General features: G+C 57.1%; 21 protein-coding genes and 1 other RNA gene. 4 read left to right on the top strand and 18 right to left on the bottom strand.

Annotated elements, in window-relative coordinates:
• Window positions 1–5: 5 nt before the first annotated feature.
• Entirely contained in the window at window positions 6–1,265 is a 1,260-nt protein-coding gene (gene sorA, locus H621_RS0117050) for a SorA family sulfite dehydrogenase catalytic subunit (protein ID WP_028944564.1), read from the bottom strand.
• Between the two features lie 197 nt (window positions 1,266–1,462).
• On the opposite strand from sorA, the gene H621_RS0117045 reads away from it, so the two are divergent.
• Together H621_RS0117045 and H621_RS0117040 are read left to right on the top strand one after the other, a co-directional pair.
• The gene (locus tag H621_RS0117045; RefSeq protein ID WP_028944563.1) at window positions 1,463–2,683 is read left to right on the top strand and encodes a multidrug effflux MFS transporter; all 1,221 of its coding nucleotides are present in this window, start codon (window positions 1,463–1,465) and stop codon (window positions 2,681–2,683) included.
• A 12-nt stretch (window positions 2,684–2,695) separates the two neighbouring features.
• Window positions 2,696–3,325 carry a TetR/AcrR family transcriptional regulator gene (locus H621_RS0117040; RefSeq protein WP_028944562.1) on the top strand — a complete coding sequence of 210 codons (630 nt, stop codon included), beginning with the start codon at window positions 2,696–2,698 and terminating at the stop codon, window positions 3,323–3,325.
• A gap of 238 nt (window positions 3,326–3,563) precedes the next feature.
• Here the strand turns inward: H621_RS0117040 and H621_RS0117035 are convergent, their stop codons facing one another.
• Complete coding sequence (locus H621_RS0117035) at window positions 3,564–4,499, bottom strand: restriction endonuclease (protein WP_028944561.1); 936 nt, start codon at window positions 4,497–4,499, stop codon at window positions 3,564–3,566.
• Between the two features lie 613 nt (window positions 4,500–5,112).
• On the opposite strand from H621_RS0117035, the gene H621_RS0117030 reads away from it, so the two are divergent.
• Window positions 5,113–5,541: a hypothetical protein gene (locus H621_RS0117030; RefSeq protein ID WP_028944560.1), complete on the top strand. Its 429-nt coding sequence runs from the start codon at window positions 5,113–5,115 to the stop codon at window positions 5,539–5,541.
• A 229-nt stretch (window positions 5,542–5,770) separates the two neighbouring features.
• Here H621_RS0117030 and H621_RS0117025 read toward each other — a convergent pair whose 3' ends face one another.
• From H621_RS0117025 to H621_RS0116955, 15 genes are all read right to left on the bottom strand, one after another.
• Window positions 5,771–6,559 carry a M48 family metallopeptidase gene (locus tag H621_RS0117025; RefSeq protein ID WP_028944559.1) on the bottom strand — a complete coding sequence of 263 codons (789 nt, stop codon included), beginning with the start codon at window positions 6,557–6,559 and terminating at the stop codon, window positions 5,771–5,773.
• Complete coding sequence (locus H621_RS0117020) at window positions 6,556–9,831, bottom strand: type I restriction endonuclease subunit R (RefSeq protein ID WP_028944558.1); 3,276 nt, start codon at window positions 9,829–9,831, stop codon at window positions 6,556–6,558. Before H621_RS0117020 ends, H621_RS0117025 begins: the two co-directional genes overlap by 4 nt.
• 167 nt (window positions 9,832–9,998) lie before the next feature.
• On the bottom strand, window positions 9,999–10,835 hold the full coding sequence (locus H621_RS0117015) for an HAD family hydrolase (RefSeq protein WP_028944557.1): 837 nt from the start codon (window positions 10,833–10,835) through the stop codon (window positions 9,999–10,001).
• Entirely contained in the window at window positions 10,835–12,025 is a 1,191-nt protein-coding gene (locus H621_RS27760) for a restriction endonuclease subunit S (protein WP_051270567.1), read from the bottom strand. The genes H621_RS0117015 and H621_RS27760 overlap by 1 nt, the downstream gene beginning before the upstream one ends.
• Window positions 12,015–13,538, bottom strand: coding sequence for a type I restriction-modification system subunit M (locus tag H621_RS0117005; protein ID WP_028944556.1), 1,524 nt, complete (start codon window positions 13,536–13,538; stop codon window positions 12,015–12,017). Before H621_RS0117005 ends, H621_RS27760 begins: the two co-directional genes overlap by 11 nt.
• 3 nt (window positions 13,539–13,541) lie before the next feature.
• Entirely contained in the window at window positions 13,542–14,114 is a 573-nt protein-coding gene (locus tag H621_RS0117000) for a restriction endonuclease subunit S (protein ID WP_028944555.1), read from the bottom strand.
• A 45-nt stretch (window positions 14,115–14,159) separates the two neighbouring features.
• The gene (locus tag H621_RS0116995) at window positions 14,160–14,441 is read right to left on the bottom strand and encodes a hypothetical protein (RefSeq protein WP_028944554.1); all 282 of its coding nucleotides are present in this window, start codon (window positions 14,439–14,441) and stop codon (window positions 14,160–14,162) included.
• A gap of 322 nt (window positions 14,442–14,763) precedes the next feature.
• The gene (locus H621_RS0116990; RefSeq protein WP_028944553.1) at window positions 14,764–15,054 is read right to left on the bottom strand and encodes a hypothetical protein; all 291 of its coding nucleotides are present in this window, start codon (window positions 15,052–15,054) and stop codon (window positions 14,764–14,766) included.
• Between the two features lie 50 nt (window positions 15,055–15,104).
• Window positions 15,105–16,028 carry an integrase domain-containing protein gene (locus H621_RS27175; protein ID WP_051270565.1) on the bottom strand — a complete coding sequence of 308 codons (924 nt, stop codon included), beginning with the start codon at window positions 16,026–16,028 and terminating at the stop codon, window positions 15,105–15,107.
• A gap of 947 nt (window positions 16,029–16,975) precedes the next feature.
• On the bottom strand, window positions 16,976–18,232 hold the full coding sequence (locus H621_RS0116975) for an integrase domain-containing protein (protein WP_028944552.1): 1,257 nt from the start codon (window positions 18,230–18,232) through the stop codon (window positions 16,976–16,978).
• A gap of 186 nt (window positions 18,233–18,418) precedes the next feature.
• Window positions 18,419–18,810, bottom strand: a transfer-messenger RNA (tmRNA) gene (gene ssrA / locus H621_RS28100).
• Window positions 18,811–18,905: 95 nt separating this feature from the next.
• The gene (locus tag H621_RS0116970) at window positions 18,906–19,184 is read right to left on the bottom strand and encodes a hypothetical protein (protein ID WP_028944551.1); all 279 of its coding nucleotides are present in this window, start codon (window positions 19,182–19,184) and stop codon (window positions 18,906–18,908) included.
• A 265-nt stretch (window positions 19,185–19,449) separates the two neighbouring features.
• On the bottom strand, window positions 19,450–22,260 hold the full coding sequence (locus tag H621_RS0116965; RefSeq protein ID WP_028944550.1) for an FAD-binding and (Fe-S)-binding domain-containing protein: 2,811 nt from the start codon (window positions 22,258–22,260) through the stop codon (window positions 19,450–19,452).
• Between the two features lie 80 nt (window positions 22,261–22,340).
• On the bottom strand, window positions 22,341–23,486 hold the full coding sequence (gene lldD / locus H621_RS0116960) for an FMN-dependent L-lactate dehydrogenase LldD (RefSeq protein WP_028944549.1): 1,146 nt from the start codon (window positions 23,484–23,486) through the stop codon (window positions 22,341–22,343).
• A 69-nt stretch (window positions 23,487–23,555) separates the two neighbouring features.
• Window positions 23,556–25,223: a lactate permease LctP family transporter gene (locus tag H621_RS0116955; RefSeq protein ID WP_028944548.1), complete on the bottom strand. Its 1,668-nt coding sequence runs from the start codon at window positions 25,221–25,223 to the stop codon at window positions 23,556–23,558.
• 252 nt (window positions 25,224–25,475) lie between these two features.
• Here H621_RS0116955 and H621_RS0116950 point away from each other — a divergent pair, with 252 nt between their 5' ends.
• A complete protein-coding gene (locus H621_RS0116950; RefSeq protein ID WP_028944547.1) occupies window positions 25,476–26,243 on the top strand; it encodes an FCD domain-containing protein in 768 nt (255 codons plus the stop codon).
• 75 nt (window positions 26,244–26,318) lie between these two features.
• Here H621_RS0116950 and smpB read toward each other — a convergent pair whose 3' ends face one another.
• A complete protein-coding gene (smpB, locus tag H621_RS0116945) occupies window positions 26,319–26,801 on the bottom strand; it encodes an SsrA-binding protein SmpB (RefSeq protein WP_028944546.1) in 483 nt (160 codons plus the stop codon).
• Between the last annotated feature and the right edge of the window lie 55 nt (window positions 26,802–26,856).

Raw genomic sequence — 26,856 nt, 5'->3', positions numbered from 1 at the left:
CTCCTTCAGGCGACAGTGACGTAGCTGGTTTCGACTACGTGGCGGCGGTAGCCACCGGGGTTCCAGTCGGCTCGCAGCGGCTGCACCTCGCCTGCCCGGTTAGTGGCGCGCACCATCAACTGTGTGGCGCCCTTGTGGGGGAAGGTGACGGGCAGCGTCCATTCACGAAAGGAAAAACGGCCCAGGTCCTGGCCAAGCTGAGCTTCACGCCAGCTTTCGCCACCGTCGACAGAGAGCTGCACCTTGTTGATCCCGTCGCCACCATCAAAGGCGATGCCCTTGAGCACCACGCTTGTATTGAGCGGCAACACATCGCCTTGCTTTACGCTGGTAATGAAACTACGGACCGGCATCTTCGAAATCGGCTTGGTTTGCGCCGCCGTGGTCCCGGGGGCGATACACAAACAGTCGTTGTCCGGCACGCGGTAACCTTTGGCCATAAAGAATCCGTCATAGGTGTGATCGACCACTTCGATCTCGCTCAGGTGCTTGACCCAGTAGGTACCGAAATAGCCGGGCACCACCAGACGGATCGGGTAACCGTTGAGGAAGGGCAGGTCGGTGCCGTTCATTGACCAGGCGATCATCGGCTCACCGCCCAGGGCATGACTGATATCCAGGGCCTTGATGAACTCCGGGGTGCTCGCAAGCACGGGTTTATCCAGCCCGCGAAAGGTCACCTGCCTGGCGCCGGCCTTGACGCCTGCCTTTTCCAGCACCGCCTTGAGTGGAACTCCCAGCCAACGGGCATTACCCATTGAGCCATTACCCAACTGCGCGCCGAACACACGAGGCATCGAGAAACCACGGCTGTTTCCCGAACACTGATTAACGGCTATCACCTCCACCGGCTCGGCGAGTGATTTGAGCTCAGCGAGAGATAGCGACAGCGGCGTTTCCACCGAGCCCTTGATCGTCAGGCGGTAGGTGTCTGGATCGATGCTGGTAGGGAAGTTGGCCAAGTGATAGCGCACAAAAAACGCATCATTGGGCGTGATGGGGCCTTCGCTGAACACCCCGAACGGCGTTTCCAGATGCGGCGGACGCGTGGTCACCAAGGTCAACGGCCGTTTCTGCGGGTATTGCACCAGCGGCCGCGGGCCGGCGGCGAAGGTCACCTCTTCGGTACTGGGGGCGGTTGATCCGGCTTTGCCGGCTGCGTTGACCAGACTCGCCAACGGCGAGGCCGCCAACGCCAGGGTGATGGCGTCGCGCAACACGCGTCGACGGCTTGGCTTGGTGTTGTCTATAAAACTGAACTTCATTCTGCACGCTCTGGGCCAAGTTGGGTTCAGGAGTAATGGCTCGCAAGCCTATGGTCGGGCGCCCATGCGGGGAGGGGTAGGTCCAATTCGTGGTTGGCTGTTGGGCCTCGGCGTTCATTGACCCGTGAAGTGAGCGCGACTATGATGCGCGCAACCTACCGACCGGTAGGTAGTAATTGATTTGCGGATTGAAATTGATGAACACCGTGCAATCTGAACAGGTGCCAATGAAGTTGGCGATTGGCTTGGGAGTAGTGGGCGCCTTGGGCCCTTCGGCTGTCGACATGTACCTTTCAAGCCTTCCCGAAATTGCCCGTGACTACCACGCAAGCTTTACTGGCGCCCAGCTCACCCTGACGTTTTTCCTGCTTGCCATGGGCGCAGGACAGCTGTTGTTTGGGCCGTTCGTAGATGCCTACGGGCGCAGACGGCCCCTACTGATTGGCCTTGCGCTGTTTATCCTGTGCTCACTTGGCTCGGCGTGGGCACCGACACTCCACACCTTGATTGGCTTTCGCTTTGTACAAGGCCTGGGCTCTGCGCTGACATTGGTCGTGATCATGAGCATGGTTCGAGATGTTAGCCAGGGAGCGACAGCGACCAAACTGTTTGCGTTGTTGATGACCATCGAGGGCGTGGCACCCATTCTTGCCCCGGCGCTGGGTGGCTTTATCGACACCTGGTTTGGCTGGCGCGCAGTCATGCTGACCCTTGCGATCCTGGGCACAGCGGTACTGCTGAACAGCTGGCTGAACCTTCCCGAAACACTGGCAATGGATAAGCGTGAGCCGCTGAAACTGACTTCGGCGTGCCGTATTTACCTGAAAATCGCCAAGGATCAGCACTTCCTGTTACCTGCACTTGCGGTCGCCGCAGTGTTCTTTTTCCTGTTCGCCTACATCGGCGGCGCAACGCTGGTTTATCAAGAAACCTATGGGCTGAGCGCGCAGTCGTTTGGCATCCTGTTTGGCGTGACAGGCTTTGCCATCTTGTTTGGCGCCATGCTCGCCGGCAGACTCATCACCACCTTGGGCATGAACCGGCTGACCTTACTGGGTGTCGGCTGCATGGCGAGCGGCGCCCTCATCACTTTGCTGGCAACCGCCACGGACATCGGGTTACCCGGCATTGCGGTGGGCATGGCCTTGGCGCTGTTTGGCTTGGGCATCGCCGAATCGACGCTGATGTCGCTGGTAATGTCCTCCCAGGAACGTGCGCTGGGCTCCACTGCCGCCTTGTTGGGCGCCATTCAACTGTCCATCTCCTCGGGTGCCACCCCCCTATCGGCAGTCGTTCTAAACTACGGACCACTTGCCTGGACGAGCTTCCTGGTACTAAGTGCACTGCTTGTGTGCTTGCTGACCTGGCTAAGCCTTCCCAAGGGCAGGAACGCCACATTCAGCCTTGCCGGCCACTGACAAGAGCCATTGATGACCACGACAACCCTGACACCAGCAGCTGGACGCATCGTTCAACTTGCCCTGCAACACTTTGCCGATCGCGGCTACGACGCAGCCTCGCTGAACGACATCGCCGTCAGCGCTGGAATCAAAAAAGCCTCGCTGTACGCGCATTTCGCAAGCAAAGATGACCTGTACACCGCTGTACTGAATCATGCGTTGAAAAGCGAGCAGGACTATGTAAGCGCACAATTTGCTGTGCCACCAAACGGCCAGGCGCCGGGCGAGCGGTACATCGACAACCTGCAGCGTCGCTACAGCGACAGCTGCGCGTTGCGCTTTTTACTGCGCGCGGCGTTTTATCCACCGGCGACGATCGAGCAGAGCGTCAAATCGGGTTTTGAGGAATATTTGGCGGGTATTCGCGCGCGCTTTCAGACGTCGCTTGAGAGTGCTTATCCGGTTGTGGGGCAGAATGTCGATCTACTTGCAGAGGCGTACTTGGCTTTGATTGACAGCCTGCATGTTGAGCTGATCTATGGGAATGATGAGGGGTATTTGCGTCGTCTTGATGCGCTACGGCAATTGATCAAGGTCGTGGGAGTGCCTTTGCTTACGGGTGTGTCCCGTGGGGTAATCAGGTTGGCTGATCGAGTGTGAGCGTGCGCGGTGTGGGCGGTTTGCAGGCATGTCGCGATTGTTGGCGATTTTTTGTGAATGCTAGAAAGCACAAAGCCCCGAATTATCGAGGCTTTGTGTGGAATTGGTGGGCCGGGGTAATCTGAAATAAGTCGGTATCTATCTGTTTCGGCTAATGAATAATTGTTTTTCCAACTTGCCTGGAATACCAGTTGGAACGCTGCGTGGCCCGGATTCCGATGGACAGTGATTTTTGAGCTTAGCCAAGCGACTCATCAAAGTAGTCGCTGTCGAGCCTTGGCACCTTGTAAAGCTGCGAGCTGACTCCGACCTCGTGATCCAACATCAGATTGACCAAGCGTTTACCGTCGACCAGTACAAGCCCTTCGACCGATAGAGCGAACTCAACTGCTTGGGCGGTGAAGCCAGAGGTAGTTATGAATACGCCGCGTTTGGCTTTCTGTCCTGCCAGGGCGCCATAGAACGCCTGCAAATCGGGGCGGCCTACTGTGTTCTGCCAGCGCTTGGCCTGCACGTAGACTTTCTCCAGACCCAGCGCGTCGAGCGAGATCACGCCGTCGATTCCGCCGTCACCACTACCGCCGACCTGCTGCAGTGCCTGACGGTTCGCTCCGTAGCCCAAGCTGTGCAGGACGTCGAGTACGATGTGCTCGAAGCGCGTCGGGCTAGCTTGCAACAGGCTGTCCAGCAGATCGCCCGCGACGCTGGTGCGCAGTTCTAAGATGGCTTGATTCAGGCGCTCCTGCGGGCTGCTAGTTGCGAGGTCAGTCTTGGTAATAGGCGCTGGAGCGTCATTGCCTTCATCCAGCGAGGCGGCATCCGGCGCTGTCTTCAGCTTTACGCTCATGAAGTTCACTGCTAGATGCTCGATCTGCTCTGGGCTCAACGGGGCAGGGTTGGCTTGGGCGAATGCGCGGCCGGTGTCAGTTAGCTGCCAGTAGCCACGCTTTGCGCTGCTGGAATAGCCAGCGCGCTTGAGCCGATCATGCGCCCAGCCGGAGCGGTTCTTGTAAGTAGCCTGGCCGCTGGCGATGGTCTCCTGCCGCTGTGCCTCGCTCAGACCAAGTGTCAAGGCAGCTGCTTCATGTGCCTCGCCCGCGATGGCACCCTCCGAGTGGGCGGCGAGAAAACGCAGGATGGGCTCGATGAACTGGTCGTAGGTCGGGACAGGCATGGTTCGCTTCTTCCTGATAAAAGGCTTAGCTCGGCGTCGCAGTTCGACGCCTGTGCTTGGCCTCGGGCGCGGCAGTGCGCTGGGTTTTGCTGCGTTTCCAGTAAAGCGCTGGCGAATTCGTCGTTCGGGTCTTGGGGAGGGGCAATTCACCGCGGAAGGCTTTGGCCAAGATACTTTGAGTCAGCTGGTACACTCTAAGCGCTTATCCCGCACTGCGGATGCCTAAGCGGAGGTAGCTTAACCAAGGTGAGGCGGTTTTGGCCATCGCAGGAGGCCATTTCGAGAGACGGTTGTATTCAAGCCTGGATGTTCCGCCTTGCAGGTCGCGACTGTTCTTGGTTCCTTCTTGGGCAAAACCATTGGAAGCGGCTATCACATGCTCTTCAACCCTAAGCCTGCCCTGCAGGTAACTTGAGCAAAAGCTTTGCCTTGGAGGTGGCTTTTTGGAATCATGTTGCGTGATCGCTGACGAACCTCTTGCAGTGAGAAAGAAGAGCGAGTCAACCGCATCGCCGTACTTTTCCTCTCTGTTGCCTAGAGCTGTAATTTTGGCTAATTGCTTGATGAAGAGGAAAAATATGATTTCAGTTCAACGTGGTTAGGAGTGAGTCTCGTGGGGAAAGCTTTGGAAGTCGCTAACATAGTTTCGTCTGTTGCAACCGCCGTTGTGGCAGCGTTGGCGCTCTCTTTTAGTGTGTGGCAGTTTAACGAGGGTCAAAAGCTGGCGCAAGAAAACTTGGATAGTGAGAGGGAGGCAAAGGCTGTAGAACTATTTATTAAATTCAATGAAATGAAAGAGGAAATGGAAAGTAAGTCGACTGCAAGTTCGGCAGGTGTTGTTTTTTGGCGTGAAAATTCTCTTCTTGGTATTACAGAGTCGCTGTATAACTTGACTCAAGGCAATGATAAGTGGGGGTCTACCATTGACTGGATGCTGGGGATGCAAAAGGATTTCTTGCAGGAACGTGGGATAAACTGCAATACCTACTCCTCCGAGTTTATAGAGTTTTTGAAGTCCGGTGGTCCAGTAAAGTGCTCATAACTTTATGAGTTAATGACTCGGTTAGCCCATCGGCGGAAGGAGTCATCGAAGAGAGTTGGCGTCGAATGAGCGCCTACGACGCCAAACAGAGGATCAGGTGGGTGTAGAGCAATTGTGCGAAATTATTCTGCTCGTTGTGACTCCGCTACGGTTGGATCGATGAACCGATGACCTTCAACCGCCCGGTTGCGAGCTCTAGCAGTCGAAAGCTTTCGTGGGTGCTCGCAAATCAAAAGCGGTCAGGCACGCCGTTTAGCAAAACAGCCGCCATACCATCCAGCCGCTTTTTGGTCTTTTCCCATTGCGGCATCACCTGCTGCATAAGCCGATAGAACCGCTCACTGTGGTTGTGCTCGGCGATGTGGCAAAGCTCATGCAAGATCACATAGTCTATGCACTCGCGAGATGCTTTAACCAAGTGGGGATTGAGCGTGATGCGGCCAGCAGGGGAACAACTGCCCCACTGCGTTTGCATGCTGAGGATGCGCAGTGGGGGCTTGGATGCAACCCACAGTGCTTGTTGCAAGGCAGCTTCTAGACGTCGATCAAATACCTCACGGGCGCGCGTTTTATACCAGGTGTGCAGGAGCTCGCGAATTTTCTCTGCCGACTTCACCTGGACAGACACCTCTAGCTTGCCTCGCAACAGGCGCACCTGCTGGAGCTCATCAGGCGCTTCTATAACCTTGAGCACGTACTGCTTGCCTAGGTAGTAGTGACTTTCCCCGCTGATGTACAGCCTTGGGCGGACGTGTGTGAGCTGCGCACGAAACTCACGAAGCTGCTCATAGATCCAGCGGCCGCGTTGCTTCAGCGCGGCCAATACCTGTTCGTCGCTAGCCCCATCGGGCGCACTGACGCGTACGCGACAGTCGGGGTCAACCTTGATCAGTATGCGTGAAACCTCGCGCGCCCTTCGCGATCTCTCAACCTGAATCAGCTCGTCGGCATAGTAGAAGCTCAGCCAGCTCGATACTGCGGAGGCAGAAGGAGCACTCATGACGATGGGCACACTCATAAGCCGGACAAGCCTACCCGCGTGATTTGCACCACCCACTCAACCATGGCCTTCGCCTGATCCATACCAGCGCCCACCGCTTTGCATTCCTTAAAGAGCAACGGCAGTAGCTTCTTACGAATATCGCTTTCGATGTTCTGTGGGTTGATTGAATGTTCGGCCACGGAGGTCATGACCATTTTATCCAGGCTGAAAGCCAGTTTTACCCAGTGTTCCTGTACCTGCTCATCAGCTGAAGTGAGGGCGTCAGGAAGGCTTTTCTTGAAAATACCGAAGTACGCCTGGGCATGCCGGTTACCCGCAAAAACATCAGGCAGCTCATCAAGCTTACGGGCCTGCACCTGCTGCTCAAATTCGTGGAATAGCAGGTACTGCTTGAGCGGGTGATCAAATAGCTTTGCCGTCTCTTCGATGGCCTGGCGCAGCAGTTTGGAAAACGCTTCCTGAGCATAGGGATCGTCACGAAGCTCCTGCTCAATCATCTTGCTGACACGGGTCTTGATGATGTCGGTTTCGTTGCGCGTCTTGTCTTCACTCCACTGCTCGGGCTTCTGTTGCCCCATCTTGCCAACTTCGTAAACGCCGCCAGGGTCTTTTACCTCCACGCCTACCACGTGCTTATTCAGCAGCTTGCGCACCTGTTCGGCGTACTGGTCATAGTTCACCGTTTCGCCGGCATCCTGTCTGGCCAGTTGGCGCAGGCTGGAGAACTGCTTGAGGGTTTCCTTGTAATGGGTGCGGTCGGCATCGCTGAAACTGGTGTCTTCAAAGAACGACGCGGACTGCAAAGCAACTTTTAGGCAGCTGGCGAACTCGGTTAGCGCCTCGTAGAAGTCATCGCGCACCTTGAGATTTACATCAACCAACTCGCCGTCGCACTCCTGCATCTTGGGCACCAGTACCTGGCGCAACTGCTCGATATCCCCTTTGTTTTTCACATCGGAGAAAATTGCCCAGAGGTTTTTGTGCAGCTGAGGTAGCCGTTTGTACTCGCTGCTCATCTGGTTGTAGAGCCCAGCGATGTCATTGATGTCGTAGCCGCCCTGGGTGCGCGAAGCCAGATCCTGATACTTCTGGATCGTGGTATCCAGCTCCGACAGAATGCCCCTGTAGTCGATCAGCAGACCGAATTTCTTTAGCGGATGTAGGCGGTTTACTCGAGCAATCGCCTGGATCAGGTTGTGCTCCTTAAGTGGCTTGTCGATGTAAAGCACGGTGTTTTTCGGCTCATCGAAACCCGTCAGCAGTTTGTCCACCACGATCAAAAGCTTGAGCGATTCATCCTTGTCGAAACGCTCGATCAGCTGCTTGGTGTAGGTTTGCTCATCGGTGCTGCCAACGTTTTTCTTCCACCATTGGGTTACCTCAGGTGAGGATGCTTCATCCACGTCGGTGTTACCCTCACGGCTATCCGGTGGGCTCATCACCACGGCGCTTTCGAACAACCCTGTCTCATCCAGATACTGTTTGTACTTGATTGCTGAGGCCTTACTGTCACAAGCCAGTTGGCCTTTGAGGCCCTCGTCGATGTTCTTCACGAAGTGGCTGGCGATATCCAGAGCAATCAGACGAATACGGTCATCAGCGCTGTAGATCTGGCCTTTCTTGGCGAACTTGCGTTTGAGGTCGGCCTTCTGTTGCTCGTTTAGCCCTTCAGTAATGCGCTCAAACCAACTATCGATAGCGCGCGCATTCACATCCAGATCGGGAATGCGCTCCTCATAGAGCAAGGGCGTCACGGCCTGATCTTCCACCGCGCGCTGCATGGTGTAGGCATGCACGATGGGACCAAACTTGTTCGTCGTCTTGTCATCCTTGAGCAGCGGCGTGCCGGTAAACGCGACAAAGGCCGCATTGGGTAGCGCCTGCTTCATACGGATATGGTTTTCACCGCCTTGGCTACGGTGGCCCTCATCGATAAGCACGATGATGTCGGCGCTGGTATTCACGCACTGTGGCAGCTTGGTAGCGCTGTTGAACTTCTGGATCAGCGAAAAAATAATGCGCTCGTTGCCCTTACCGATTTGTTCAGCCAAGCGCGTGCCAGAAGTGGCCATGGCCGCCTCGCGGTCCTTCTTGCCAGCCAGCTCGCCACCGGAAGCAAACGTCTTGCTCAGTTGGCTTTCCAGATCAACACGGTCAGTGACCACTACAATGCGGCACTGCTTGAGTGAGTCATGCAGGATCAGCGCCTTGCTCAGAAAAACCATAGTGAATGATTTGCCCGAGCCAGTCGTGTGCCAGATCACCCCGCCCTCACGGCCGCCATCTTTGCGCTTGTGGCTAATCCGCTCGATCAACCGCTTGATACCGAAAACCTGCTGGTAACGGGCAACGATCTTGCCGGCCTTCTTATCGAACAGCGTGAAGTAGCGAGTCATCTCCAGTAGTCGGGCAGGGGAGAGCAGGCTGATAAGCAACTGATCCTGGCCAGTCAGCGCCAGCTCACCACCGGCTATCAGGGTTTCATACCAGTCCAGGTCATGAGAAGGGCGGTGGCTAAAGATTGAGGTTTTCTGCGCTGCGGTTAGTTGGCGATTCTTCAATGCAAACAATTCAGCAGTGGCGATATCTTCCTCACGCCAGGCTGCCCAGAATTTCGCAGGCGTACCACAGGTGGCGTAGCGCCCATCGCTACCATTGATCGACAGCAACAATTGACTGTACGCGAACAGCCTGGGGATTTCATCGTGACGCTGGTTGCGCAAACTCTGCGAAACGCCTTCGTCGATGCTCGGGCCTTTCTGCGCATTGCTATCGGGACGCTTGGCCTCGATTACTGCTAACGGGATACCGTTGACGAAGCAAACAATATCCGGCCTCCGCGACTCCATACCACCGCTACGCAGCACGCGAAACTCTTCGGTGACGATGAAGCTGTTATTCGCGGGGTTGTGCCAGTCGATCAATGCCACGGTCGGGTTAGCTTTTTTACCATCCACGAACTCCGTCACCGAGATGCCATACAGCAAATGGTTGTACAACCGCTCGTTGGCAGCCTGTAGCCCTTCGTTAAGCGCCGGGCTGCATATTTCACTGATCAGGTTGTCGATGGCTTTGGCCGATAGTGGATATTCATTCCCACCAAACAAGAAACGCCGCTTGTTCAGTTGCTCGCGCAATACATCACGCAAAACCACTTCGTCACTTTTGCTGCCCCTTTTTGTAAATGCCTGCTCGGGCGAGAGGAACTGCCAGCCGAGGTTGCACAGAAGAGCCAGAGCCGGAAGTTTCGCACTGTATTCTTCCTGGAATTTAGGTGTTGGTATCATCCGCCGTAGTTCTCCAAGCCGCCCGCCAGCTATGCTGGTACCAATCAGCTCATGAATTCATTTACTGTACGGGTCATTGACCCACTCATGGTCGAGCATCAATTCCGCACAGGGTGAGCTGTGCAAGACCATCATCTCGGTAGAGAATCAGGTTGCTACCTGTAATGTCAGCCATTAGCCTCTGCGATTGCGCGATCCGATACCACCTTGTCGATCATTGCCTTCACGGCGCGATCAATAGCCGAACCATCAGTGTAATCGGCAGTGGTCGCCAGGTTGGTACGCCCTTCCTTGACCAGCATGAGTGCCTTTTCGCGGGCACCGCGTTTGCCCTTACCGTACACGGCAATCGAATGACCGCCCTGATTCTTGACCAAGCGCATGGAGGGAATATCGGTCTCGCCGTCGCCGATAAAAACCATATTACTGAACGGCACAGGCCGCTCGGCTGGCTCGACGAACTTGTTGATCACCGAGTTATCGTGTACATCCAGGCTGCCCTTATTAATGCGGAACAGGTACTGGGTTTTGGTGGTGTAGTTCACCGCCAATGCTGGCCAGTGTGCGACGTCGTTATGGTCGTACATAAAACCCGAGGCATAGACACGAGTGAAATGCTTGTTGATCGGGGTTCCCTCGATCATCTCGCGCAGCCCCGACGAGATGATGAAGTGTTCGACCTTTACGCCCTTGGCACGGCCATATTCAGTGATGCGTTTGAACCAGTCTTGTACACCTGGAAACAGCTGGATATGGGCCCCGAAATCGGCAAAATTCTTTTTGCGCACCGGCACCCGGGCGGCCTGAGCCTTCTCGATCATCAGCCGCATATAAGCCAGAATCTCGTCAGCCTGCTGCTCCTGAGCCATAGTCTTGGCATCGCGCCAGAACTCAACGGGCTTGATGCCCAATGCCGGCACAAAGTTGTACTCCTGCATATTACCGGGTGATAGGGTGCCGTCGAAGTCATAGGCAATCACAAAGGGAATGTGCTTCTTGGCCATCAGGCAAACTCTTGTTGATTGACTTTCAGTCGGCGCCTGCCTGTCAGCAGTTGCTGCATAAGTGCTTTTTTCTCTTGATTTAAACAGGAGAGTTTGGTTCTTAGGGCTTCTATTTCTTGATCAGCGCTGAAGAGTATCTGGGCAATTCTCTGTTGCTCAATCAGAGTTGGCGGAACGCTAGCCTTGTATGATTTTAGATAACTAGTTGTAACGCGTTTTTGTCCCGCGGATCCCTGCATATTAGCTTCGCCTCGCACCCTGAACTCCCGTGTATTAGTAAGGAAATAAATGAACTGAGAGCAATTTCCTTGCTTTGCCCGGAGTACGTGAAATTCAGTGCTACCAAATCCTATGTCATTTTTCAGTCCAAATGCATAAGCACCTTTGCCATTTTCAAAGCAGGGGGTTATCTTCGCCACTAGTACGTCATGATTTTGGAATGATGTAAACCCGGCCGAAACTTCAGAATATTTTCTGATCTCGCTTTTTAGGATTTTTGCATCCTCTGACACCGAGTCCATTGAAATAAACGATGCGAGGCCATCAGTCGGCTCAGATGGCTTGGGCGGATTAATGCTGCAGATATCTGCCAACCGCTTTGTTTTCCATTTACCGGAGCATCCGGGAAGGCGCTTGTTGCCGCTTAGCAACTGCTGCATCAGCGCTTTTTTCTGTTGTTGGCTATTTTTCAGTAGCTGTTCTGTTTTCTTTAAAGCATGGTCCCAGGTCAAAAGGACTTTAGCGATTCTTTTTTGTTCAGCGATACAGGGTAGACTTGCAGGGATTTTTTTGAAATCGTTGAAATACAATCGTAGGCGATCATTCGTAATTCCATACGAATAGGCCCAGAAAAAATAAATCATCTTTGTTGTATTGAAAAGATATTCAGCATACTTGCTATCTACATCTTTTTTTGCACGCAGGACCACGTAAGCGGGGCTTACAATCCCATCGCTATCGGCCCTGCCTAAGGCCCCCTGCCAGACACGCATCATGTTGTAAGCAATATCACCTTTTCTTACCAAAAGATGCTCTTCAGGGGTGATTTTGGTTTCGGTTTTCCGTTCGAGATCATTTCGCTGAACAATCCCATTATTAAGAGTCACCGATAGCAGTGGCAGCCCGACCTTCCCTTTTTCCCTGCTAGAAGTGAAATAATCTCCGAGGCAAGTCTGTTCCTTAGGAGCCATATCCTAGCTCCTTCAAGTAACCATCCATTTCTACTTCCAATTCTGCCAGTTGCGCTTTGAGTTGTTCGCGTTCCTTTCGAACTGTCAGCAAATCAACTTCTTCCTCTTCCTCGAAGATGTCAACATAGCGTGGGATATTAAGATTGTAATCGTTGTCGCGGACTTCCTGCAGGCTGGCGCGGTGGCTATATTTGTCCGAATTGATGCGATGACGATAGGTGATAAGGACATTTTTGATCTGTTCATCACCTAGAATGTTCTGATTTTTACCGACTTTGAAATCGCGACTAGCGTCGATGAACAGCACGTTTTCATCAGCCTTGGTTTTGTTGAACACCAAAATCGCTGCCGGAATGCCGGTGCCGTAGAAGAGTTTTTCCGGCAGTCCGATAACGGCATCCAGTAGGTTTTCTTCAATCAGCTGCTGGCGAATCTTGCCTTCGCTGGAGCCACGGAACAGCACTCCGTGGGGCACTATCACTGCCATGCGCCCAGTCTTGGCTTTTAGGGTTTCGATCATATGTAGGATAAAGGCGAAGTCACCCTTGGTTTTCGGCGGGATGCCACGTTTGAAGCGGCCAAAATGATCGTGCTCGGCTTCTTCATGGCCCCACTTATCCAGCGAAAACGGCGGGTTGGCGGTAACAATATCGAATTTGAGTAGCTGCCCATTGGAGTCAAGCAGCTTGGGGTTGCGCAGGGTGTCGCCCCATTCGATCTTATGGTTGTCCTCCCCGTGGAGAAACATGTTCATCTTGGCCAACGACCAAGTCGAGCCGATGGCTTCTTGACCATAGAGGGCATACTGCTTGCTGTTGTGATGTTCGCGTACTTTGCGCCCGCATTTCATCAACAGTGAGGCCGAACCGCAGGCCGGGTCGCAAATGGTGTCGCCCGGTTGCGGGTCCAGAAGCTCGGCGATCAGCTCGGAAACTTCCGGCGGGGTATAGAACTCACCGGCTTTCTGGCCGCCGCTGGCGGCGAAGTTCTTGATTAGGTACTCGTAAGCGTTGCCGATCACATCCAGGCTGCCGACGCGGGACGGCTTGAGGTTGAGTTCTGGCCCGGCAAAATTTTCGAGTAGGTGGCGCAGTATAGTGTTCTTCTGCTTTTCTTCGCCGAGCTTGTCGGTGTTAAAAGAAATGTCCTGAAACACACTCTTACCGGCATCTTTGAGTTTGGTGCCATTAGCTTCCTCGATGGCGTGTAGCGCCTGGTCAATGCGCTCACCGTTACCTGGCTCGTGGCGATGCTCATAGAGGGAATAGAAACTGGCTTTACGCGACAGTACGAAACGCTCGTTCTTGAGCATTTCCTCGATTAGCTCCGGCTCGTCACCGTATTCCTTCTTATAGTTATCGTAGTGATCCTGCCAGACATCGCTGATGTACTTGAGGAACAGCATGGTAAGGATGAAATCTTTGTAGGTGTCCGCACTGATGGTGCCGCGGAAGATGTCGCATGCTGCCCACAGCGCCTTGTTGATATCGTCCTGGTTCACTTTGTCGTTCATGGCTTAAGCCTTAATAAGATGCTGGTAAATGCCTTGCAGCATGTGCTCTCTGTTCTTTTGCAGGCGCGCGATCAGTTCATCCTCTTCATCCCATACTCTTTGTAGGGCAAGCAGTTTCTGCTGGATCACGAGCGGTGGTAAGGGGATCTGCATGTCCATTAGGGACGCTTTGCCGATGGCTTGAATCGCACTGCCGCTGCGCTCAAGGCTGCGTTGGCTCTGCGGCAAGTTGATCAGCCAGCACAGGTATGCCGGCAGTATTTTTGATCGTTTAGCCGTAACAATAAAAAACTGGCTGGTCGCTACAACCGACTGCTCGCCTACGTAGAGTACGGCCTTGTTGGTATCACCACGGGCGATCACGGTGATATCGCCTGGCTGAAGCAGGGGGGGAGCGGTACGAGCGTCCCATGCAACAGCAATCAGTGTATTCGGATCAATCGATGCGTTTTGGCGCAAATCCTTGATTTGCAACACGCGAACATCGCCAGAAGGGTCATGCTCCAGCGCACCACGGAAGGTGTATCCGGAGCGGACATCAGCCAGTTCGCTCAACTTGAATAACTGGGTTGACATAAATAACTCTGAGAAAAGGCGCCATCCTTGGCGCAACAAGAGTGATCAGACTTCGCAGCGCTGGTACTGGTTCTGCAGCCATTTGGCTTGCTCGGCCGCCAGTCCATACCATGCTGCGTCGCCCTTAAGACGGGTTACAAGCAAGCCGTCATCGGCATCCATTACTGCTTTAAGGTTATCCCTCACCTGAGCTGCAGTTTGGGTCGTGGCAACAATCCAGGCGGACTCCAGCGGCCGGCACCACGTGCCGTAGGCTTTGATGCGCTCATACAAGGATTGGTAATCACGTTTCTTACGCAGGTCATAGGTAATTTGGTACAGTTTCATAGCTCTAGCTCTCCTAACGAGTCAGTTATTGCATTAGCGGCAGGCTGCAACCTGCCGCGCCTCATTTTTTCTCCGTACAAGACGTACTGAGTAGATGGCGAGAGCAATATCTCCTCGTTTGCTTCTGCTGTCAAATTCTTTTTTCTCAGTAGAGCCTCTATGGAGTAGGGGTCGCGCTGAGATAGCCATCCGTACTAGCGTGGAAATCGTGGTGACTGGGGGGTGCTATACATCTTCGTCATGCGATCCACCAGTGTGTCGCCTAGCGCTGGTAAGGCGCTTTCCATCTCGTCGCCGCTTGCAACCTGCCGGCAGCGCGGTCTCAGTTTTTCTTGCTTCTTTCTTGTGTAAGCCCAGGTTTACCCAGCCGCTTTATAATCAACCACTCGGTTAGCTGGTAGTAGTACCTCGTCGCAGGGCTGCGGGACTTCAGGTGTTGCTCCTCAAACCACCGGAAATGCTTAAGCTGCCAACGCCACGGATTGTCTCGACCGAAGCGCTTCCAAATGGCCTTTTGTATTGTTTGGGCCTGCCTAATGTGGCGCTGGCGCGTAGCATGGGAACCGGTGAGTACGGCTTCAAGGAAAAGCCTCATGTCGAAGGACTTAGTCATCGCCGTCCTCCTATGTAGGCTGCGATCACGTCAGTGCGGTTATGGCCTAGCTACAGACTGATTTGCTGGCGTGCTGTTAGGTCGGGCTCACGGTTTTCCTGAAAGCAGGTGCTATCGTTGATCGGCGCTGCATAGCCAGTAAGTTGTTTGTAACGTTCGCAGGCGTATGCGGCGCGCAATTCGTGGAAGCCTTTCAAGTCATGTAGGTGCAGGATCTCGCGTGTCGGTTTCACAGTTTGCTGCAGGAAGGTCCTGTAGCTTTCGTCTTGGGCGAGCAGGTTGTTGCTGCCAGTGGGCGAGGCGTTACGGGCTGCCAGCAGTGCGCCCCGCACGTTCTTAGTCGCTGTTATCCATCTTGGCGCATATGCACCTGAACGACCTCCCTTGGTGCCGTCTTGGATGTTGATGCGGCCGAGTCGCTCGGCTTCGCGATGCAAACGTTGCAGGTTGGCTAGAATCGCTTCGCGCAGACGCATGCCAGTGGCACGTGCCAATTGTGCGATGGCGGCGACACGCGGATGCTTTTCGCGGAGCGCGTTGACGATGCGTATCATCTGCTCGTGATCTTGGCCCTGAGGATTTGTCGTGCGCACGGTGCTGCGCTGCGTTCCCAACGCCTTGCTCGGACTCGGCACTTTCACATAGTGATCACCGCGAAGCGCGGCCATCGTCCGGTTGACGCTGGACAATCGGTTTTGCGCGGTGGCGATGGTGAGCTCACCTTGGTCAACTTGCAGGCGCAGATGCCCGGCGTAGTCAAGCAAGGTCTGCCGATCAATTTGTCGCGCATCGTTAAAACCCGGCCCATTCTCCGACCGACACCAGCGCACAAATGCTTGCCACCGATCACTATGTGCTTTGACGGTCCCGTAATGCCCACCGTCAAACAGATCTTTCAGTGCTTGCGGTCCGGCATAACTCAATTGCCGGCCATAGCCAAAATTCCGTCCATCCCGTCTGCCTACCAACGCCATGATCAAACTCCTCTCGAAGCCAACCTTTGAAACCGACCCCACGTCATCCCGCCAAGAATGCTGAGTGTTATCAGGGATCAAGGCCCCTGCGACCTGTGGGGAATGTCCACTACGCGGGACTGACGGCTCCTTACAACCGGGAGCAAGGGCCTCTCATGATCTGGCCTCCTGAGCACCGTAACCGGTGGGCGGGTGCAGGCAGTGCTGGCTGACGAAACCAGCACCTGAAGATCCCGAGCCGGGTGAACGCAGCAATGCGATGACCGGGGCATGCCTGACTGTCAGTCAGGTGCAGTCCATTCCCTGGTCTGCGGCACCATCATCTACATGGCCGTCGCTGGTGGCATCGGCGTTTGTCACGCCGATTGTCACGATGGGGAATGCCGCAAAGCCACGTGCGATAAGAGCTGCAGCAGTGGTAGAAGCGCCCGTCTCTTTCCACAGAAAGAGACGGGCACAGGTTGGCGCAATAGTCGGCCAAGCGGATAGCTTGCTGCAGGGCAGCGAGGTAAGGTGTATCTGGCCCACGAGGGCCATATGTGTAAGAGCATCCATCACCGGGGAGGTGACCGGGCGAGCTGCCGGATGCGAATCGCCCTTGGGGAGAACCACCGCGGGAGCGGCGTGACCTTTAAGGCTCGGGTCACCTGGAGTGCTGTCATCGACAGCCTTTGCACGGCCAGTTCTACGCCTGTGGATAAACCCGGTCAAGGGCCGAAATTCAGTGCTCTTGAGGACGTGAAAAGCGGTTATCCATCGGTGGAATTCCGTGGTAAATCCTGGACAACGTCGTGGCTGTTAGCTCTTCAAAGTGAGGTCCATCCAAACAGGGCGGCTTTGCAGCCCTGTTTGGATGGACCCGCGCTGACATGCGGATAAACGAGGCTGCTTTCTCTAAATCTTGAACGCTCAATTGTTGTTGCTGCCGTTGATGCGCCTGCATAGCGCTAGCGTATCGGCACCACGTTCTTGTCTCTGACTTGGCCGTACGCTGAGGCGAGCAGGCTGCCGGTGGCGGCCTTCTGGATGTACTCACTCCACCAGGCCATCATCGGTCGCCTGCGTTCGATGTAGTCTGCTCGGTTGTAGGCGCTGCGCACCTCATCCTTGTCGACATGCGCCAGTGCGACCTCAATGAGTTCCGGGTCCCAGCCATGTTCATTCAAGATGGTGCTGGCCATCGAGCGCATACCGTGGCTGACCAATCGATCCTGAAAGCCCATGCGTTTCAATGCCATGTTGGCGGTCTGGCTATTGGCGTGGGTGCGTGGATTTCTATCGGCCGGGAAGACGTATTCGCGATGGCCGCTGTGAGTCTTCAGTGACTCCAATAGTGCGACAGCATGATCACTCAACGGGATGCTGTGTGGACGGCGCTTCTTCATACGCTCCGGTGGGATAGTCCAGACACGCCTTTCAAAGTCGATGTCTGCCCAGCGAGTGGTCGCCGCCTCGGCGGGGCGAGTCATCGTGTGCAACTGCCACTCGATCAGGCAGCGGGTGGTGCGTTTGATGCTGGCGTTCGCGATCTCCAGCATGAGCTCGGGGAGCTCTTCGAGCGGAAGCGCAGCCATGTTCTCTTTCTTGGGTTTCTTGAAGACTGCCCTGATGCCGCTGAGCGGGTTGGCGAAGATCAGGCCTGAGTTTACGCCGTAGGTCATGATCTCGTTTAGTCGCTGGCTGAGACGCTTGACCGTCTCCAGGCTGCCTTTCGCTTCGATTGGACGAAGCAATGCGATCACCATCGGCGCGGTGATCTTCGTCAGTGGCGTCGTCTTCAAATCGGGGAACACGTGCAGCGTGAGCGACCGCCAGATGTCCTCGGCGTAGGCCGGGGTCACCGAGTCTTTCTTGAGCTCGAACCAGGCGGTGGCCACGTTCTCGAAGGTATGTTCCGTTTCTGCGCGCTTGGCTTCATTCAAAGTGTTGCGCTGCACCTTGGGATCAATGCCCTGTGCGAGTAGCTCACGCGCTTCGACTGCCTTCTTTCGTGCGTTCGCCAGTGACAGTTCGGGGTAGGTCCCGAAGCCGATGTTGATGCGCTTCTTGGTCACCGGTTCGCGGTAGTTGAAATTCCACAGCAACGAGCCGTTGCTGCGTACGCGGAGCTGCAAACCGTCACCGTCCGTGAGGACGTAATCCTTGGACGCGGGTTTGACTCCCTTGAGCTGTCGATCGGAGAGGCGGAGGTTTTGAGCAGGCATGAGATTGTCCTCAAGCACTGATTCGGTATTCCAAAGATTAGCACCGGGTGAGCTGGAATACCGCCTGGAATACCCGAATGGCTGGAACTCAAAAACTCTTGAAAGACCACAAAAGCGCTGGATGCCGCGTATTTACTGGGTTTAAGGCACAAAAAAGACGTCCGCGGACGTCTTTTTTTGATCATTTGGTGGAGCCGGGGGGATTTGAACCCCCGTCCGCCAGTGCTCCGCTTTCGGTACTACATGCTTAGCCGTGTCTATTGAGTTAATCCGCAGCCGCCCGACGGGCAGGGTGCTTTGGACGAGTTGTGTAAGTTTTAGCTGCTTCGTCCACAACGTACTACGCAGCGATCCTGTTCTGTATGACAATCACTTCGGGTTTACAGGCATCCCCTAGTGATTGCTGGAGCCGAAGCTACCAGGAGAGCGGGCTCAGCTGCTTACGCAGCGAGAGCGTAACCCTCGTAGTTTTCGTCATTGGCAACTATAGAAAGTTGCAACAGTGGATTTACGAGTTCTGTTACCAACTCGGCATGCACCTAGAGTTTCACTACCGGCGTCGAATCCTAATCGGCCCCATTTTCAGCTCTAGAAGCGTTTTTCAACGCTTGGGTCGGAGTATACGCCAATGGTCGGGCGACGTCGACTACGGTTCCTGTCGCCCGATTCGCCATTACTGGCCGTTGCCACCTTTTTCCGCTTTTTCCATGCGTTCGACCACTTTGCTGGTGATGGCGATGCATTCCTTGTCGTTGCCCGCCGCCTGGGCTTTCTTGGCTTCTTCGACATGTTTGGCGATGGCATCGTCCATGCCTTCGGAGGTGGCGCCTGCCGTAGCCATGTTGTCGCTGATTTTCTGCAGGTTGGCATTGCACAGGTCGTCGGCCGCGAACACAGGTGAGGCAAGCAGTGCGGCGGCAATGAACAGTCCGGAAATCGCAGTACGCTTCATGTGAGTCTCCTTGGCGGGTAAGGCCTCGAATGAGGCGCTTATCTGGATGGACTGTACGGGTTTGCAGGGGTTCAGATGGATGTGATGGCTGGTGGCCTTGTGGCGGGTGCAAGTCCGTTTGCATGTGTGTGGCGCGGTGTTGCTGGCGATACGGCCAGGGCAATCTATGCCTTCGCGGGTTTCTGGGTTACGACCCTTGCGCGGTCGATCGTAGGCTGGCGCCAGCGGCTACGGGGGTGTACGTGCGTCACCCCCTGTAGCAGGCTCAGATTACTCGGGGCCGAGTCACACGGTCGACCAGGTAGACCAGGCCGTGATAGTCAATTCCGCCATGGTTGGACAGGCCGATCTCGCAGGTGCGGCTGGTGGATATCCCTTCGCTGCAGTACTGCACCGCCTCCTTGAGGCTGCGCAGCGAGTGGGCGTTGAGCTCCGGTGTGGTGAAGCCCTTGTCGCCGGCAAAGCCACAGCAATGGATGCCCTCGGGAATCACCACCTGCTTGCTGCACAGTCGGGCCACGTCGATCAGCGCCTGGCTTTCACCCAGGTGCTGGGTACTGCAGGTCACGTGTACGGCGATCGGTTCGTCCTGGGGGGTGAACTCCAGTTTGTCGAGCAGGTGGGTGCGGATGAAGCGCACCGGGTCGTAGAGGTCCAGGCGGGTTTCGGCCAGGTCCTGGACCAGGCGCAGGGTGCAGGGGCTGGTGTCGCAGTAGATCGGGTCCAGGCCGCCGCGGCTGGCGTGGAGCAGGGCGTTGATCAGTTCCTGGCGCTTGTGTTCGGCCTGTTCGGCGTAGCCCTTGGAGGCGAAGGGCTGGCCGCAGCACAAGTTGTCCTGGTTGTCGGGGAACACCACCTGGTAACCGGCCTTTTCCAGCAGGGCGCGGGTTTTGTCGAGCAATGACGTTTGTTCGCGGTCGGCCGCAGCTGGGCCCATCACCCGCGAAACGCATGCCGCCAGGTACACCACCCGTGGTCGCGCATCGTGGCTCGCCGGGTTGAACTGGATGGCCTTGAGCGGTTGCGGCATGGCCGGTGTCCACTGCGGCAGCCGGCCGTGGCTGAGTTTCGACAGGTGGGCGCTGAAGCGGCTCAAGCGCGGTGCCCCAAGCAATCGGCGCGCGCCATTGGCCGCTTGCAGGGTAAAGCGTGCGCCACTGAGTGCGGTATGGAAGTTGTCTGCCAGCCAGTCGGCTGTTTTCACGTGGTCGGCGCCCTGGTCGCGCAGCTTCTTCACCAGTTCGCCGGTGTTGATGCCCACCGGGCAGCGCTGGGCGCACAAGCCGGTGGCTGCGCAGGTGTCGATGCCCTGGTACTGGTAGTCGCGCTCCAGCTCGCGGGTATCAATGCCGGCGCGCTTTTTCGCCTGGATATCGCGCCACATGACGATGCGCTGGCGCGGGCTGAGGGTCAGTCCCTTGGACGGGCAGACCGGCTCGCAGAAGCCGCACTCGATGCATTTGTCGACGATCTCGTCGGCGGCTGGCAGCGGCTTGAGGTTCTTCAGGTGCAGCTGTGGATCGTCCGTCAGCACCACCCCGGGATTGAGGATGCCGGCAGGGTCGAGCAGGCGCTTGAGTTGCCACATCAGCTGATAGGCGTCGTGACCCCATTCCAGTTCCACAAAGGGGGCCATGTTGCGGCCCGTGCCATGTTCGGCCTTGAGCGAGCCGCCGTATTCCACGGCAACCAGGTGTGCCACGTCGTCCATGAAGGCGGAGTAACGCGCCACTTGTTCCGGTGAGTCGAAGCCCTGGGTGAAGACGAAGTGCAGGTTGCCCTCCAGGGCATGGCCGAACAGGATCGCTTCGTCGTAGCCGTGCTTGTCGAACAGAGCGATCAGGCGATTGACGCCTTCGGCCAGTTTCTCGACGGGAAAGGTGACGTCTTCGATGATCACCGTGGTGCCAGTCTCGCGCACGGCACCGACGGCGGGGAAGGTGTCTTTGCGAATGCGCCAGAGCTGGTTGTAGACCACCGGGTCTTCGCTGAAGTCGACCTGCTTTTCTACTGGGAATCCGGCAATGGAGGCACTGATGTGCGCCAGTTGTTCGTGCAGCAGCGACTGGGTGGCCGCGCGGGATTCGATCAGTAGCGCACAGGCACTGTCGGACAGGCTTTTCACCCATTCCGGCATGCCTTTCATGTTTTCTACCGAGCGCAGGCTGCGGCGGTCGAGCAGTTCTACCGCCGACACCGGTTGCTGCTTGAGCACCGGTACGGCGTTGCAGCAGGTCTCGACGTCCGGGAAGACGATCAGCGCACTGGCCTTGTGCGGGTGGTCTGGCACGGTGTTGTAGGTGACCGCGCTGATAAAGCCCAGGGTACCTTCGGAACCGACCATCAGGTGGGTGAGGATATCCAGCGGCTCGTCATAGTCGACGAGCGCATTGAGGGACAGCCCGGTGGTGTTCTTCAGGCGGTACTTGTGGCGGATTTTCGCGGCCAGTTCGGTATTGGCGCGGGTCTGCCGACCCAGTTCGCCAAGGCCTGCGAGCAGTGCGTCGTGATGTTCACGGAAGGCGGCAATGCTCGCCGGGCTTTCGCTGTCGAGCAGGGTGCCGTCGGCCAGCAGCAGGCGCATGCCGGCGAGGGTGTGGTAACTGTTCTGCGCCGTACCGCAGCACATGCCGCTGGCGTTGTTGGCAACGATGCCGCCGATCTTGCAGGCGTTGATCGAGGCCGGGTCGGGGCCGATCTTGCGGCCGAAGGGGGCAAGCCAGGCGTTGGCTTGGGCACCGATCACGCCGGGTTGCAGGCGGATCTGGGTGCCGCCGTCGCGTATCTCTCGACCGTTCCAGTTGTCCCCCAGCACCAACAGCACCGAGTCGCTCACGGCCTGGCCAGACAAACTGGTACCGGCAGCGCGGAAGGTGACCGCAACCTGCTGGGCGTGTGCGGCCTTGAGCAGGGTGGCGACCTCGTCTTCGCTCTCGACGCGGATCACGAGTTTGGGAATCAGGCGGTAGAAGCTGGCATCGGTACCGAAGGCCAGGGTCGAGAGCGGGTCGTCGAAGCGCCGCTCGCGGGGGATCAGGTGTTCAACCGTGTCGAGGAACGCGGCGGGCAGACTCATGCAAACTCCTCGCGGGGCCGTGGCATCTGTTGCGCCACGTGCCCCGGTCAATCAGGCGGTGATTCGTGAGGGCGCGGTAATCAGGCGCCCAGTTCGCGTACCAGCGAGTCGCGGGTGATTTCGCTGATGGACTTGGCGCCGGTGAGCACCATGGCTACGCGCATTTCTTTCTCGAACAGGTCCAGCAGGTTCTTCACCCCGGCTTCGCCTGCGGTGGCCAGGGCATACAGGAACGCGCGGCCAATCAGCACGGTGTCGGCGCCCAGGGCGATCATGCGCACCACGTCCAGGCCGCTGCGAATGCCGGAGTCGGCGAGGATCTTCAGGTCGCCTTTGACCGCATCGGCAATCGCCGGCAGGGCGCGAGCGCTGGACAGCACGCCGTCAAGCTGACGGCCACCATGGTTGGAAACGACGATGCCGTCGGCACCGAATTTCACCGCGTCCTTGGCGTCCTCGGGGTCGAGAATGCCCTTGATCACCATCGGGCCATCCCAGAACTCGCGGATCCACTCCAGGTCTTTCCAGGAAATCGAAGGGTCGAAGTTGTTGCCCAGCCAGCCGATGTAGTCGGCAAGGCCGGTGGGGCTGCCACGGTAGGTGGAGATGTTGCCCAAGTCGTGGGGCTTGCCCAGCAAACCGACATCCAGGGCCCACTGCGGGTGGGTCATGGCCTGCCACACTCGGCGCAGGGGGGCCTTCGGGCCGCTCATGCCGGAGTGGGCATCACGGTAGCGGGCGCCCGGCACCGGCATGTCCACGGTGAACACCAGGGTGGTGACGCCGGCGGCCTTGGCGCGCTCCAGGGCGTTGCGCATGAAGCCGCGGTCCTTGAGCACGTAGAGCTGGAACCACATGGGGCGGTTGATGGCCGGCGCCACTTCTTCGATCGGGCACACCGACACGGTCGACATAGTGAACGGAATGCCTTTGGCGGCTGCCGCACGGGCTGCCTGCACTTCGCCGCGCCGCGCGTACATACCGGTCAGGCCTACCGGGGCCAGTGCCACCGGCATGCTCAAGGTTTCATTGAACAGGCGGGTCTCGAGGCTCAGCTCGGACATGTTCTTCAGCACCCGCTGGCGCAGGGCGATACCGGCCAGGTCTTCGACGTTGCGGCGCAGCGTGTATTCGGCGTAGGCGCCACCGTCGGCATAGTGGAACAGGAACGGCGGCAGCTTGCGTTGTGCTGCTGCGCGGTAGTCGGTAGAGGCAGAAATGATCATGTGATCTCGCAGCGTAAGTTGAAAGAGGCGGTTGCCGGGCGCGTTGCAGCGCGCCCGGCCTCTGTCACTTTAGTGAACCAGCATGCCGGTCAGCCAGTAAGCCTGGACCAGGGTGATCAGGCCGACGATGGTGGCGAAGAACAGGCTGTGCTTGAGGGTGAAGCGGAACAGGTCCGATTCCTTGCCGACCAGGCCGGTGGCCGCACAGGCAACGGCGATGGACTGCGGCGAAATCATTTTGCCGGTAACGCCGCCGCTGGTGTTGGCCGCGACCAGCAGGGTGTCGCTGACCCCGATCTGGTGGGCGGTGGTGGCCTGCAGCGAGCTGAACAGGGCGTTGGACGAGGTGTCGGAACCGGTCAGGAAAACGCCCAGCCAGCCGAGGAACGGCGAGAAGAACGGGAACGCGGCGCCAGTGCCGGCCAATACCAGGGCCATGGTCGAGGACATGCCCGAGTAGTTGGTGACGAAGGCGAAGGCTAGCACCATGCCGATGGACAGGATCGGCCAGCGCAGCTCGAAGAAGGTTTCTTTCAAAGTGGTCAGACCAGTTTTGAAATTGATCTTCAGGACCAGCATCGAGATCAGTGCCGAGAAGAAAATCGCGGTACCGGTCGCGGAAATCGGATCGAGCTTGAACACGGCCGGCAGTGCGGTCGGGGTGGCAACGATCGGGGCGGTCTTGATCACCAGTTGGTCAAGGTGCGGGATGGCGAAGTTGAACACCCAGTTGTACATCGAACCGCCCGCGGCAAACGCGGCCTTGAATGGCTTGAGGGTCCAGATGGTGACCAGCACGGTGAGGATCAGGAACGGCGACCAGGCCTTGAAGATCTCGCCGAGGCTGTAGGGCGAAGGCTGGCTGCCACCGGCATTGACCACGGCGGCACCGACGCTGCCGGTGGCGGTGGTGAACGAGCGCTTGGGCTGCCAGACCTTGAGGAACAGGGTCAGGGAAATCAGGCTGGCCAGGGCCGAGGTGATGTCCGGCAGTTCCGGGCCGATGAAGTTCGAGGTGAAGTACTGGGTCACGGCGAAGCTCAGGCCGGCAACCAGTGCGGCTGGCCAGGTCTCTTTGACGCCGCGCAGGCCGTCCATCATGAACACCAGCCAGAACGGCACGAACAGCGACAGCAGCGGCAGTTGGCGACCGGTCATGGCGCCGATCTTGAACGCGTCGATGCCGGTTACCTGGCCGGCAACGATGATCGGGATGCCCAGGGCACCGAAGGCCACAGGTGCAGTGTTGGCAATCAGGCACAGGCCGGCGGCGTACAGCGGATTGAAGCCCAGGCCCACCAGCAGCGCGGCGGTGATGGCCACGGGGGCGCCGAAACCGGCTGCACCTTCGAGGAACGCACCGAAGCAGAAACCGATCAGCAGCACCTGCAGGCGCTGGTCATCGGTGATTGACAGCACGGAGCTGCGGATGACTTCGAACTGGCCGCTCTTGACCGTCAGTTTGTAGAGGAACACCGCGGCAACGATGATCCAGGCGATAGGCCACAGGCCGTAGGCAAAACCGTAGCCGGCGGCGGCAATCGCCATGTCGGCAGGCATCTGGAAGGCGAAGATCGCGACCAGGATCGACAGGCCCAGCGTGATGCTGCCGGCCACATGACCCTTGAGGCGGAACACCGCCAGCGCGAGGAAGAAGAATACGATCGGGATGACTGCCGCGAGCGCGGACAGGCCAAGACTACCAAGCGGACTGTAGATCTGTTGCCAGGTTTGCATATGGGGTGGCCCCTAATTGTTGTTGGTGGCACTGGCATTGGATAATTGGTAAGACCAATTTACAATGTCGAGGCGCTAGGTTAAAAGCCTCTTTGAGGGTGTGTCAATTTGTCCCTGCAAAACTTTCGTCGGATGGGAGTCGGGAGGAGGGGCTGAGCGGCAAGGAAATTTCCCAACTGATGGGTGTCGGCGGGCGGCGGATGCGCCAGAATAGACAGCCCCGAACGCACTCGGGAATGTGGAGAGCATGTGATGGTTTTTGATCAGGTCCGCCAACGCCGTTTGTCCGACGATATCGTCGAGCGGCTTGAGGGGATGATTCTTGAGGGCACCTTGACGGCCGGTCAGCGGCTGCCTGCCGAACGAACATTGTCGGAACAGTTCGGGGTGTCGCGACCGTCACTGCGTGAAGCGATCCAGAAGTTGGTGGCCAAGGGCTTGCTGGTCAGTCGCCAAGGGGGCGGCAACTACGTGGCCGAGTCACTGGGCGCGACCTTCAGCGATCCGTTGCTGCAACTGCTCGAAAGTAACCCTGAAGCCCAGCGCGACCTGCTGGAGTTCCGACATACGCTGGAGGCGTCCTGCGCCTATTACGCGGCGGCCCGTGCGACAGAGCCTGATCGCCAGCGCCTGAAAGAGGCGTTCGATGCTCTGCAGGACTGTTACACCCGTCAGGATGAAGTCAGCCGGGCAGAGGAAGGTGCTGCCGATGCGCGTTTTCACCTGGCCATCGCCGAGGCCAGTCACAATGCAGTGTTGCTCCATACCATCCGCGGCCTGTTCGATTTGCTCAAGCGCAACGTGGTGACCAATATCGGCGGCATGTACAAGCAGCGCTCCGAAACCCGCGACATGCTCATCAGTCAGCACCGCGAGCTGTACCTGGCGATTGTCGAGGGGCGGGCCGACGACGCGCGCGAAGTCTCCAGCCGGCACATTCTGTATGTGCAGGAAGTGCTCGATGAAGTGCGTCAGGAGGTTCAGCGGATGGCGCGTGCGGAGCGGCGTAGCGGGCACTGATATACAAATCGCGGGGCAAGCCCGCTCCCACCGTAGGAGCGGGCTTGCCCCGCAATCAGGCTTTCTGGGACTGAATCAGTCTTCCTTGCCCTTGTTGCGAACTGCGCGCTGCAGCTCGCGATCGGAATCGCGTTCGCGCTGGGTATCGCGCTTGTCGTATTCCTTCTTGCCCTTGCCCAGTGCGATCTCGCACTTGATCAGGTGCTTGCTCCAATAGATCGACAAGGCCACGCAGGTGTAGCCCTTCTGCTGGACGGCCGCATGCAGGCGCTCCAGCTCTCGACGGTTGAGCAGCAGTTTGCGGGTACGTGTCGGGTCGGCGATGACGTGAGTACTGGCGGCGGTCAGCGGCGTGATATGGCTGCCCATCAGCCAGGCCTCGCCATCCTTGAGCACCACGTAACTGTCGGTCAGGTGCGCCTTGCCGGCACGCAGACTTTTTACTTCCCAACCGGACAGGACCAATCCGGCCTCGAACTTATGTTCGATGAAGTAATCGTGACGCGCCTTTTTGTTCTGCGCGATTGTCCCTGTCGGATGTTTCTTTTGTTTAGCCATAGGGGCGGCATTATAGGCAGTCGTCGCGCTGTCGGCTACGGGGTAGCAGTGAGCT

The organism is Pseudomonas vranovensis DSM 16006, from assembly GCF_000425805.1.
Taxonomy (GTDB): Bacteria; Pseudomonadota; Gammaproteobacteria; order Pseudomonadales; family Pseudomonadaceae; genus Aquipseudomonas; species Aquipseudomonas vranovensis.
This window is presented reverse-complemented; position numbering and strand designations above follow the sequence as displayed.